The organism is Streptomyces sp. NPDC048338 (assembly GCF_043201055.1).
In the GTDB taxonomy this organism is placed as follows: Bacteria; Actinomycetota; Actinomycetes; order Streptomycetales; family Streptomycetaceae; genus Streptomyces.
Window position 1 is genome coordinate 184,057 of sequence record NZ_JBICYQ010000005.1, and the last position, 12,649, is coordinate 196,705.

At 69.2% G+C, this 12,649-nt stretch carries 7 protein-coding genes; 6 read left to right on the top strand and 1 reads right to left on the bottom strand.

What is annotated here, in order from left to right; genetic code table 11:
• The first annotated feature begins 6 nt into the window (after positions 1 to 6).
• From ACGFZF_RS14060 to ACGFZF_RS14075, 4 genes are all read left to right on the top strand, one after another.
• Entirely contained in the window at positions 7 to 3,900 is a 3,894-nt protein-coding gene (locus tag ACGFZF_RS14060; protein WP_392625640.1) for a phage resistance protein, read from the top strand.
• The gene (gene pglZ / locus ACGFZF_RS14065; RefSeq protein WP_392625642.1) at positions 3,900 to 6,818 is read left to right on the top strand and encodes a BREX-2 system phosphatase PglZ; all 2,919 of its coding nucleotides are present in this window, start codon (positions 3,900 to 3,902) and stop codon (positions 6,816 to 6,818) included. Before ACGFZF_RS14060 ends, pglZ begins: the two co-directional genes overlap by 1 nt.
• Positions 6,819 to 6,981: 163 nt before the next feature.
• Positions 6,982 to 8,292 (top strand): BREX system ATP-binding protein BrxD, encoded by a 1,311-nt coding sequence (gene brxD / locus ACGFZF_RS14070; RefSeq protein ID WP_392582576.1) that lies wholly within the window; start codon positions 6,982 to 6,984, stop codon positions 8,290 to 8,292.
• A gap of 53 nt (positions 8,293 to 8,345) precedes the next feature.
• On the top strand, positions 8,346 to 10,505 hold the full coding sequence (locus ACGFZF_RS14075; RefSeq protein ID WP_392582563.1) for a DEAD/DEAH box helicase: 2,160 nt from the start codon (positions 8,346 to 8,348) through the stop codon (positions 10,503 to 10,505).
• 45 nt (positions 10,506 to 10,550) lie between these two features.
• Here the strand turns inward: ACGFZF_RS14075 and ACGFZF_RS14080 are convergent, their stop codons facing one another.
• Entirely contained in the window at positions 10,551 to 11,282 is a 732-nt protein-coding gene (locus ACGFZF_RS14080; protein ID WP_392625644.1) for an endonuclease domain-containing protein, read from the bottom strand.
• A 431-nt stretch (positions 11,283 to 11,713) separates the two neighbouring features.
• Here ACGFZF_RS14080 and ACGFZF_RS14085 point away from each other — a divergent pair, with 431 nt between their 5' ends.
• Positions 11,714 to 12,127 (top strand): NUDIX hydrolase, encoded by a 414-nt coding sequence (locus ACGFZF_RS14085; protein ID WP_329283866.1) that lies wholly within the window; start codon positions 11,714 to 11,716, stop codon positions 12,125 to 12,127.
• A gap of 169 nt (positions 12,128 to 12,296) precedes the next feature.
• Entirely contained in the window at positions 12,297 to 12,608 is a 312-nt protein-coding gene (locus ACGFZF_RS14090) for a DUF6087 family protein (RefSeq protein ID WP_392582328.1), read from the top strand.
• Positions 12,609 to 12,649: the final 41 nt, after the last annotated feature.

A 12,649-nucleotide genomic window follows, 5' to 3' on the forward strand; every position in this document is an offset into this window, starting at 1 on the left:
AACACCATGGCGTTCATGAGTAGGAACAACTCTCGCCCTGAGGACCGGCCGCTTCTGCGGGAGCTGATCGACATCCCGGAGTCGGTGTCCACCTCCGACTTCGTGCTGAAGCTGAACGAGGCGGTCGCCCCCGAGGGGGCTGAGGCGGCCCTGAAGGACTACGTCGTCACCGACCGGCTGCTGGGCAACTTCGACGAGGCACTGGACCTGATCAAGTCGGCGCTCGACAGTCACTCGTCGAAGGCGGCATATCTGCACGGTTCGTTCGGTTCCGGTAAGTCGCACTTCATGGCGGTGCTTTACGCGCTGCTCTCGCGCAACCAGGCCGCTCGGAACCGTAGCGAGCTCGATCAGGTTCGGGCCCGGCACTCCTGGCTCGACGCGGATGACCGCAAGTTCCTGCTGGTGCCGTACCACATGCTCGGCTCCAAGTCCTTGGAGCAGCGGGTGCTCGGCAAGTACGTGGAGCACGTACGCAAGCTGCATCCGGACTGCCCGCTGCCGCAGGTCTACCGGACCGACGGGATCTTCGAGGACTTCGCCGAGCAGCGCCGCCGTAACGGCGACGACTGGGTGATCGCGCAGCTCGCCGATGCCGGCGGCCAGGAGGACGAATGGGGTGATTCTTTCTCCTGGACCAGCAGCCTTCTCGACGAGGCCATGGACGCGGTAGAGGAGCACGAGAACACCAAGAGCCTCGATCTGGACAATCCCTCCACGCCGAGGGACCTGCGTGCCCGCCTCGTGCAGGACCTCACAAGAACGCTGTTTCCCGCCTTCGCGCGCAATGCTTCCGAGGATGTCAGCGGCTTCATCTCCCTCGACAGGGGGCTCAGCGTCATCGCGGCGCACGCCAAATCGCTGGGCTACGACGGGCTCATCCTGTTCATGGACGAGCTGATCCTGTGGCTGGCCACTCTCATCCACGACCAGAAGGTGCTGGGCAGGGAATCCAGCAAGGTGACGAACTTCGTGGAGGGCGGTGACGAGCGGCGTGCCATTCCGGTGGTGTCGTTCATCGCCCGTCAGCGCGATCTGCGTGAGCTGGTCGGTGAGGAGATGTCCGGTGCCGCCGAGGCGGCAGTGCAGGACACCCTGAAGCTCAACGGCGGGCGTTACGACGAGATCGTCCTGGAGGACCGCAACCTTCCTCAGATCGCGCAGGCTCGTCTGCTCAAGCCCGTGCCGGGGGCCGAGGCGAAGGTGGATGCGGCGTTCGCTGAGGCTAAGAAGCTCGGCCCGGATGTGTGGGACACCCTGCTGGGTCACGACAAGTCCACCACCGGCGCGGACGAGGATGCTTTTAGGCGGACGTACCCGTTCCCGCCGGCGTTCATGGACACCCTGGTGCACATCTCTGCCGCGCTGCAGCGCTCTCGCACCGGCCTGAAGCTGATGAGCCAGCTGCTTGTCGACCATCGTGACGACTGGCGGCTCGGACAGCTCGTGCCGCTCGGCGATCTGTATCCGGCGATCGCGGGCGGCGGCGACAAGGCGTTCAGCGGGGAGACCAATGTCCACTTCGAGGCTGCCGACAAGCTGTACCGGGACAAGCTGCGCCCGTACCTGCTGAAGACCAACCAGGTCACCGAGGACCAGGTCGAGGCGTACCGACGCTCTCCCGAGAGCCTGGGCGACCCGCAGCTCGCGGCCCGTTGCCGCGACTTCACCGGTGACAGCCGGCTCCTGCAGACCCTCTTGCTGTCGGCGCTCGCGCCCAGCGTGCCGGCGCTCGCCGACCTCACGTTGGCGCGGCTGCACGCCCTCAACCACGGTTCCATCACCACGCGCATCGCGGGGACCGAGGTCGGCCGGCTCGAGCAGAAGGTGAAGGAGTGGGCGGCGACCTTCCCTGAGATCAAGGTCGCCGGTACCGGGCCGGGCGCGGTGGTCCGTCTAGAGCTCACCGGCGTCGACCTGGACGCCGTCCTCGCCAATGCACAGGTCCACAACAACCTGGGCAACCGGCGCGCCAAGATGCGGAGCCTGCTCAAGGACGCGCTCGGGGTTGGCGACGGGCCCGGAGGCTTCGACGCATACGACGTGCTTGACCTTGTGTGGAAGGGCACCGAACGACAGATCGAGGTGGTCTTCGGCCACGTCGCCGATGTCGACTCGCTGTCCGAGGCGACCTTGCGGCCCAGCCAGGACGACGCCTGGCGGCTCGTCGTCGATTTCCCGTACGACGAGGGCGAGTTCGGTCCGATGGACGACCTGCAGCGGCTGCGTGCCCTGCGGGAGAAGCCGGGCGGCGACTCGCGCACCCTGGCCTGGCTGCCCACACACCTGACCGACGCCTCCCGCAGTGACTTCGAGCGTCTCGTCGTCATCGACAAGGCCCTCGCCGACGAGGCCCGCTTCGACTCCGAATTCGCGCGCAGCCTCAACGCTGACGACAAGGCGCGCGCCAAGAGCATGCTGCAGTCGCAGCGCAACATCCTCACCGAGCGCGTCATCCAGGCGCTGCGGCAGGCGTATGGGCTCGCGCAAAAGCAGGAAGGGGTCGTCGACCTCGGCTTCGACACCCACCTGGTCGCCCAGCAGGATGTGCCCGAGCTTCGGCTCCCGCTCGGTGCAGCGCTGGACGCCGCTGCCCGCGACCTGGCTGGCAAGCTGCTTGCCCACCAGTACCCTGCCCACCCCGACCTGGACCCCGATGGGGCCGGCAAGTCTGTGAAGCCTGCCGAGATCAGGACCGTCTTCGAGTACGTGCGCAAGGCCGCCGAGGACCGCGACGGACAGGTCGAGGTCGATGGCAAGGACCGCAAGACCATGGCGCGGATCGCGGGCGGCCTCGGGCTCGGAACCATGCGGGAGGCGTACTACCGGCAGTCCACCACCTGGCCTGACCACTTCACCAGCCAGGCCCGCCGGGACGGCACGGCCGAGCCGACTCTGGTGAAGCTCTCCGACTGGAGCGACCTTCCCGAGCCGCGCGGACTGTCTGAGCCGCTTCGCCGGCTGCTCGCCGCCGCTTACGCGGAGATGACTGACCGGGTGTGGGTTCGCGGGGGTGTCCCCGTCGAACCGGCTCCCGCACCACATGAGTTGAAGCGGGACTACGCCATGCGCGAGCAGGCGCTGCCCAGTGAGGCGGACTGGACCGAGGCGCGGAAGCGGTATGAGACCGTGCTCGGGGACCGGGCGCCGCAACTGCGTCGTGGGCGGATCGTCAACCAGTTCGCCGGACAGATCAAGCAGGCTGCCGCCGCGCTCGCCCAGGATGCAGGACGGCTCGTCGGGGAACTGGAGAAGCACCGTTCCTTCCTGCGCCTCGACGACGACTCGCCCCGCCTCGTCCTCGCCCGGCGGGCGCAGGAGCTGGTGAAGTCGGTGACGGAGGCCGGCATAGACGCCAAGACCGTCGTTGACCGGCTCGCCCGCTTCGACCTCGGTGACTTCACCGCACACCGTTACGCCATGTCCCTCAAGGGCGCGGGGAAGGTCGCTGCCGCGCTGCAGAACACCAGCTGGGACCAGCTGGGCCTGGCCGACACCCTCGGTGTGGACGGCGCGGCCGTCCTGGAGCGGGTGCGAGATGCCGCCGCCGGCGATCCGGGAGACTACCCCGACCTGCCGGGCGTGTTGCAGGCCAGTGGCCGGGAGGTGCTGTCCCTGCTGAGGTCCCGACAGGCCACGGCCGAGCAGCCCCAGACCCCGGCCACCTCGTCGCCGAGCTCGGACGACGTGGACCTGATCGGCGGCTCCGCCCACCCGCAGGTGCTGCCGGAGCCGGTGGCGCAGCCGGGGCCCCGCACGCCGTCTCGGCCCGTTGTCCGCTCCGGCGGCGGGCGGACCACCGCCGCGCGGGCTGCCGCCGAGCTGCAGGCGGAGATCGCGGCGCTCGCGGCCGAGAACCCCAACGCCACCGTCGAGGTCGTCTGGAAGGTTGTCGACTGATGTCCGACACCGTCACCGCAGCGCCCGCGTCCGCCGGTCTCGCCCGGCTGCCGGCGGGGACCGTCCGCCAGTATCTCGCCGCCCGCAGCCGGCTTGGCGACGGCACGGTCCGCGTCCTGCTGCTGCGGGCCGATCCGGCCTGGGACGGGCCCGCAGTGCAACAGACAGCGGGCGGGCTGCGGGCGCGCGTGGCCGTCGGGCCCTCGGTATTGGCCGTACACGAGCAGATCCTGGGCCATCTCGACGCGGCAACTGCCCCCGACCCCAAAATCCTGGTCGTCCTCACCGACTGCGAGGACACCGACCTCGACCCCGGGCTGCTCGCCCGCGTCTACGGCGGCAGGATCCGGTCCGTCGACAACTGGGAGGTCGTGCAGGAGGCATTCGACGCACGCGGCCTCGACGGGCGACTGCGCAGCGAGACCTGGGCGGCCGAAGCGCTCCTGGACGCGGCGGCCACCCGCGGCTGGCCCTCGTTGGGTAAGGGAGTGCTTTCCCGAGACGAGGCGCTCACCCGGCTGGCCAGGCGCCGTCTCAGGCTCGGTCGTCACGACACGGATGCGCTGGGCGGGCCGGCCGCACACGACGACGGAGACCGCATCGACCCCGTCGCACTGTTCCGATGGACCCTCACCTCTGGCGGCCCCGACCTCCTGCGCGACCTGCGCGGACCGGAACGGGCCGGCTTGGCCCGCTTCCTCGCCGAACCGGAGCAGGGCGGTTCCACCGGAAAGATCATCACCGCTCTGGTGAACGCTGAACACGGGGCAGACGCAGCCGCCTACGCGGTCGTCTGCGCCACCTTGTGGGGGCACGCGGAGGCCGATCACGACTTGTACCGGGCGCGAGGGCGCGCCGAGCGGTGGCTCGGCGAACAGCCTCCTGCCCAGGGCGACGACCTCGACAAACTCCTGGCCTCCTTCGGATCCAGTGGCGAGGCGTTCGTCCGCGGGCTTGTCGACCGAGGCGAGCACCGGCTCGCCGACCCGGTCCTGACTCGGGCCGCACAGCTCGTGGCACAGTTCGGGGCACAGGCTGCCGCGACTGCCAGCCCGCTGCTCGCGGCCGGACTCGATGCCCGCTTCACCGCGGCTGGTCGTGCCCTTGCCGACGGCGGCACCGACACGATCACCGCTGCCGTAATCGCGCTGGCCGACCATGCTCTGGCCGCCGACGGCGCCACCCGCGCGCGAATCGAGCGGGTGAGGATGGCGGCGCGCTTGCGGCAGTGGCTCGCCGGCTCGCCTGAGGCCGATATCGCCTCGGTCGCTGACGGCACAGCCCGTCAGATCTGCGAACTCGGCTGGGTAGACCGAGCCTTGGAACACCTCGAAGCGGGCGGCGACCCGGACGACGTACTCGCCGACGCGTACAGCCGGATCGGCGCGCAGGTGCGGGACAAGCGCCGCGAGCTGGACCGTGCATTCTCCGAGCGGCTCGCGGTGTGGACCGCGGGTGGCACCGCCCCCGGCGCCATGCTCACCGTGGAGAGCTTGCTGGACCGTGTTGTCGCACCCGTCGTGGCCAGCCCCGGCCGACGGGTTCTGCTCCTGCTCGTGGATGGGATGAGCGCGGCGATAGCTGCGGAGCTTGGCGAAGAACTCCGGGGACAGTGGGCGGAGTTCGACCCGTTGCCCACCGCGGCCGGACCGCCCGTCCGGCGCGCCGTGGCTGCCGCGCTGCCCACCCTCACGACCGTATCGCGGACCTCGTTGTTCGCGGGCACCCTGATGAAGGGTGACCAGAACGACGAGAAGCGGCTCTTCCCCCAGCAGTCCTGCTGGAACGGGGCACCGGCGGTCGTCTTCCACAAGGACGACCTGCGCGGCCCCGACACCGGCTCGCCGTTCTCCACCGCCCTCACCGAAGCCCTCGCCGACGAGCGCACCCATGTCGCGGTCGTACTCAACACGGTCGACGACCGCCTCGGCAAGGAGCAGAAACTCGGCGACGGCGCGTGGCGGGCCAGGGAGATCGGCGGTCTGGAACCGTTGCTGCGAGCTGCCCGTGCGCATGGCATGACGGTGCTGCTTACCTCCGACCACGGCCATGTAGTCGAGCGGCGCGGCACCAAGCTCGATGCGGCCGGCGGCACGATCGGTTCGGCCCGCCACCGCACTCCTGGTGGACCCGTCGCCCCGGCTGAGATCGAGCTGTCCGGACCGCGGGTGGTCTGGCCGGAGCCCGGATCGCGGATCGTCGCGCTGCGGGACCACGACACCCGGTATACCGCGCTCAAGGCCGGCTACCACGGTGGGGCGACCCTCGCCGAGTTCACCATCCCGCTCCTCGCCCTGCTTCCCTTCGGCGCCGAGCCGCCGATCGGATGGCGGGAGCTGGGCGACCCGACACCCTCCTGGTGGACCGAGGACGGCGAGGGTCGTGGCGTCGTCCAGGCCGGCGCCAAGAACGAAGCGGACGCAGGTGCCGTGCCCGACGCCGCCGTGGCGAGCCCGCGCCGGAAGCAGACCAGGAAGGCCGCCCCGCCCGCCCCCGAGGGCGCCATCAGCCTGTTCGGCGAGGACGAGGTGGTCCCCCCCGTACCGCAGGAACCCGGGGAGTCGGCGGCCGAGCCCGAGACCGCACCCACCTCCAACCAGTCCGAAGACCCTGCTGTTGCCCTGGTCGAGCGGCTCATGGCGACTGAGCTGTACCAGGCACAGCTGGACCTGCTCGCCCGTAAGCCACGCGACAAGACGGTCCTCCCGAAGGCACTGGTCGCGCTTGTCGAGGCCGGCACCCTGCCGATGACCGCTCTTGCCGAGCGAGCGGGCCAGCCCGCCACCCGTGCACCCGGCTTCGCAGCAACCCTCGCCCAGCTCCTCAATTACGACGGCGCCCAGATCCTGGAGATCCTCCCTGACAATCGCACCCTTCGCCTGCACCGGGCCCAGCTGATCGAGCAGTTCGGGCTGTGAACCGGCGCGGTGCGCCTGCATCGGGTGGGCCGGTCTCCCGGCCCGCCCGGTCCGCGTGCTGGATGCCAGGCTTTGGCGTCGGAATCCGGCCAGGTGGGCGGCCGGATGGGAGACTGTTCGGGTGAACGCGTTTGGATCTTCAGCATCAGGGGCCGCTACCCCGATCGGCGTCGTGCGACGGCGCGCCGTGGTGGATGCGCTGCGGCGCGGCGCTGTCCCCGAAAGCGGCCTCGACCTGCTCGCGACCGGCCTGGGCCGCTTCGAAGGGGCAATCGACGAGGAACTGGACGCCGTCGCCGGCGGCGGCTCGGTGTTCAAGGCCGTGCGTGGCGAGTACGGATCCGGCAAGACCTTCTTCACCCGCTGGCTCGGCGAACGCGCCAAACGACGCACCTTCGCCGTGGCCGAAGTACAGGTGTCGGAGACCGAGACCCCCCTACACAAGCTGGAGACCGTCTACCGGCGGCTCACCGAACGCCTGGCCACCGTGAGCTTCCCGCCGAGCGCACTGCGGCCGGTCGTCGACGCGTGGTTCTACGCGCTGGAGGAGGACGCACTCGCCGACGGCGCGAGCGAGACCGAGCTGCCGCAGGCCGTGGACCGACTTCTCACTGCCCGGCTTGCCGAGGTCTCCCGGCATGCCCCCGCCTTCGCCACCGCCCTACGTGGATACAAGCAGTCCCTGGACGCCGGAGACGAGGCCACCGCCGCCGCGGTCATGGCCTGGCTCGGTGGCCAGCCGCACGTCGCCGCAGCCGCCCGGCGCAGCGCAGGCGTCCGCGGCGACCTGGACCACTTCGGTGCCTTCGGCTTCTTGCAGGGCCTGCTCACCGTGCTCCGGGACGCCGGGCACGCCGGACTCGTTCTCGTGCTGGACGAGGTGGAAACCCTCCAGCGGGTTCGTTCCGACGCACGCGACAAGGCACTCAACGCACTGCGGCAGCTCATCGACGAGGTTCACTCCGGCCGCTTCCCTGGCCTCTACCTCGTCATCACGGGAACGCCCGCCTTCTACGACGGACAACAGGGCGTACAGCGACTCGCACCTCTCGCCCAGCGCCTCGCCACCGACTTCACCACCGACCCCCGCTTCGACAACCCACGGGCCGTCCAGATTCGGCTGCCCGGATTTACCGAGCAGTCACTGACCGGCCTGGGCGCCACCATCCGCGACCTGTACGCGGACGGCTCCCAGTCCCCGGATCGGATCAAGCAGCTCGCCGACGACGCGTACCTCACCGACCTGGCACGGGCCGTGGGAGGTGCTCTCGGCGGAAGGGTCGGAGTAGCACCCCGGCTGTACCTGAAGAAACTGGTCGGGGACGTGTTGGACCGGATCGACCAGTTCCCCGACTTCGACCCGCGCACGCACTACAAGCTCACGGTCTCCAGCGGCGACCTCACCGCCACCGAACGGAATTTCGCCGCGCCCACGCCAGCCGCCTCCGCGGACGATCTCGACCTCGAGCTCTGAAGAGCCATTCCTCGAAGCCCCGACCTCTGACGACCAGCGCAGGAGCCATAGACGTGCAGGATCAGCCGCGCGCCACCGACCCGGTGGACCGCCTCGACCCGGTAGTCCTGCACCACATCGTCAACACACTCGGGTGGCCGGATCTGCGCCCCCTGCAGAAGGAGGCCGTACACCCGCTGATGGACGGCGAGGACGCGATCCTGCTCGCGCCGACCGCCGGAGGAAAGACGGAGGCAGCCACCTTCCCGATGCTGTCCGCAATGCGGGAGAAGCATTGGACCGGCACCTCCGTCCTCTACCTTGCACCGCTCAAGGCACTCCTGAACAACCTGGTGCACCGGGTCGACAGCTACGCCCAGTGGCTGGGCCGCCGAGCCGCGCTCTGGCATGGCGACACCCCGGAGTCCGTGCGCCGCCGCATCCGCACAGAGTCCCCCGACTTCCTGCTGACGACGCCCGAGTCCCTCGAAGCGATGCTTATCAGCGTCAAGACCGACCACACGCACATGCTGGGCCGCGTACGCGCCGTCGTAGTCGACGAGGTGCACGCCTTCGCGGGGGACGACCGCGGCTGGCACCTGCTCGCCGTACTCGAACGCCTGGAGCGACTGACCGGCCAACGGATCCAACGCATCGGCCTCTCCGCCACCGTCGGCAACCCCGATACCCTGCTCACCTGGCTCCAGGGCGCCAGCCCCGCCGACCGCCCCGGCCGAGTCGTCGCCCCCGGAGTGACCCTGCCCGCCAGCGGGACCGCATCGGCCGGCGCTGAAAATCTCCCGCGCCCCGCTGGAGAGGTGGAACTCGACTACGTCGGATCTCTCTCCAACGCTGCCAAAGTGATCTCCGCCCTGCACAAGGGCGAAAAACGGCTCGTATTCTGTGACTCGCGCAAGCAGGTGGAAGAGCTCGGCGCGGCACTACGGGCGCGCGACGTCACCGTGTTCCTCTCCCATGCCTCCCTCTCCGCCGACGAACGTGCTCGCTCCGAGCAGGCATTCGCCGAAGCACGCGACTGTGTCATCGTCTCCACCTCAACCCTCGAGCTCGGCATCGACGTGGGCGACCTCGACCGCGTCATCCAGATCGACTCACCCAGCACGGTGGCCTCTTTCCTGCAACGCATCGGCCGTACCGGACGCCGCAGTGGCACCTCCCGCAACTGCCTGTTCCTCGCCACCCGGCCCGACGCCTTCCTCCAAGCCGCCGGCCTGCTCACCCTGTGGTCCCGAGGCTGGGTTGAACCTGTCACCCCGCCTCCCTCACCCCGTCATCTCGTCGCACAACAAATCCTCGCTGTCACCCTGCAGGAACACCGTCTCGGCGACCGCCTGTGGCCCGAGCAATGGAACGGTCTGGCTCCTTTCGACCGCTCCGCCGCACCCCTCGTGTCCCACCTTGTCGAAGACGGCTTCCTCGACAGCGACGGAGGCATGCTGTTTATCGGCACCGAAGCAGAGAAGCACTTCGGCCGACGCCACTTCATGGAGCTGACCGCTTCTTTCACAGCACCGCCCGAGTTCACCGTGCTAGCCGGACGCAAGGAGATCGGGACCACCGACCCCACCGTCCTCACAGAGGAACGCCCAGGCCCGCGACGCCTACTCCTGGCCGGCCGCAGCTGGCAGGTCACCTTCATCGACTGGGCTCGACGTCGCGCCTTCGTCGAACCCGTCGAAGACGGCGGCATCGCCAAATGGCAGGGAAGCGAAGCCCGCGGCCTCTCCTACGCCCTCACCCGCGCCATGCGCGACGTCCTCCTCGGCACAGACCCCGACGTCCGCCTCACCCGCCGCGCGACTGCCACCCTTGCCGAACTCCGCATGGACCGAGCACCCCACGAAGTACACCCGGCGGGCACCCTGCTGGTCCGCAACGCCGATGCCACCCGCTGGTGGACCTGGGCCGGCTACCGCGCCAACGCAACGCTCGCAGCCTCTCTCGGCAACCTCGCCGACCCCGTTCAGCGTCCCACCGACACTCATGTCCGTCTTCGCCAGGACCTCGCCCCCGACGACTGGAAGACCGCCCGCGCTGAACTCCCCGACTCCCTCACCCTGCCCAGCGTCGACCCGCGCGCCGTCCGCGGCCTCAAATTCTCCGTCGCCCTCCCGCCCCGACTTGCCAGCACCACCCTCGCCGAGCGCCTTGCTGACCTCGACAGCGCCCTGGCCGCGGCCCGCGAGCCCGTGCGACTGGAATGGGGCGGCTGAGACCAAGATCCAGGCCAGCGGCGCACGTGCGGGATACGAACCGCCTCAACGGTCGACGCGCCTCCATAAGGGGGCTGATCCGCGGCGCGGGAGCCCACGGGGCCTGTTACGCATGTCCAGTACCCGACCATCGGCCAGAGTGCCGGTCAGACTCTGTGCCCGGGCGGCGCGAGTAGGCGCGAACACTGGCGTCCCCGGCGAAGGCTCACCTTCTAGGTGCTTCCGCTGATCGCGACAGGCCCCGTCCGGCCGGAGGTCGCCCACGCATTCGAATGCGACCAGCTCGATCCGAGCCATGTCTCCCATTCCCGGGTTCTGTCGCTCGTGTTCTGCGGTGGCGCGCATCATCGCGGCGGGATCCGACGGGTCGTCAAGCAGGATGAGGTCGTTGACCCCAGGACACCAGGCGGAGGGAATGCTCAGGTAGCCGAGGTGGCGATCGCATCGGTATGCGTACGCACGATCGCCTGGGCGGTACGGAAGTGTCACACCGATGATCGCCGTGGGCGGCAGGCGGCGGTAGGAGGCGAACGGTTCATCTTCGGGTCCCTTCCTGCCCTCCGTCGTGTTGCAGGTGGAGCACAGCAGTCCCCGCACAAGCCCAGTGGCGTGGTCATGGTCCACCACGCACCCAGTAGCGGATCCCCCACACATCGCGCATCGGTCACGCTGCCACGAGATCAGCTTCCCCAGCGACGGCGATTTCGGGTCCAGATCGGTCGGTGACTTCCAGCGGTGGCATGCCGGTTCGGGGTGCCGGGACACAGCATTATGCATACCTAACGTCTATCAGTCATCACTGACAGCGAGTTTCATCCCTCTCGTTGCCGCTCATCACGATGCACCGAGAAGCGCCGGGAACGGAACGCACGATTTGGCCCCGCGGCGCGACGTTCCTGTGCACGTCCCGGTACAGCGGCGTACGTGGCGGCAGTCGTTCGGCCCCGAGGCGGGCGGGTCATGCTGACGCCCCGCTCGGAGCTGAGAGTGCGATGGTGCCAGATGGCTGCCGGGAGCAGGCCGTCGCGCAGGCATCGGGTGTGAAGCAGCTCCTCCAAGAGGCATTCTCCGTCACCCTCTTGGGTGAACTCGGCACCTGTACGGTCGGCGAACGACCAGGACGTGATTTCCCCAGAAACTCGGTGCCCCGCTTCATCCCCGTCGATACGTTCTTCCCCCCCCATCCTGGCCGTCCTGGAGGAGCAGACATGACGCAGCAGAACACGGCGGAACGCCCTGGCATCGCCGCGGCCATCGTCGTCCACGAGGGGCGGGTGCTCATGGTGCGCCGCCGGGTTAGCGAGGGACAGCTCTCCTGGCAGTTTCCGGCCGGTGAGGTCGAGCCCGGCGAGGCGCGCGAAGACGCCGCCGTTCGGGAGACCCACGAGGAGACCGGCCTGGACGTGGCTGCCATGAAGCTGCTTGGCGAGCGTGTCCACCCGAAGACTGGCCGACTGATGTCGTACACCGCTTGTGAGGTGTTGGGCGGCACCGCCCACGTCGCGGACACCGAGGAGCTGGCCGAGCTCGCTTGGGTCGCCCATGGGGAGATCCCGCAGTACGTGCCGTACGGACTGTTCGGGCCAGTGCAGGACTACCTCGACGCAGCACTGACTGGCTGAGTGCTCCCGCCTTCGGCCGCTGCTGTGGGCCACGCTGTCAGGAGGAGCAGAGATCGGCCACGAGACGCGCGGATGCCTTCCAGGTCGGTTCCTGGCTGGCTGGTCTGCCTTACCTCGGCAGTGCCGGACCCGCGACCGATACTCTGCCGCCAGATGAACGGGGAGACCCATGATTGAGGACGAGCCCTTCGGCGAGTGGGCTGAGCGGTGGCTTAGACGCCGGGCCCAGCGCGTGGGTGAGATGGACGCGGTTCCTCTCACCCGGGGCCCGAGGCGTGCCGCCCACGTCAACCCGGACAAGCCGAGGGTGATCGTGCGATGGGACGGATACCAGTGGCAGCCCGTCACGATCACGGACGACTACGCGGCGGCGCAGCGTTACCTGAACCCCTCTCCGCAGACCGATCCTGCTCCTCCTGCCGAGACTCCGATGCCGAAGCCGGCTGGTCGCCACCGGAAGCCACCCGCCGGCTCAGGCTGAAACCGAGAGGGTGAGGACGAGCATCAATCATCCAGCCGAGG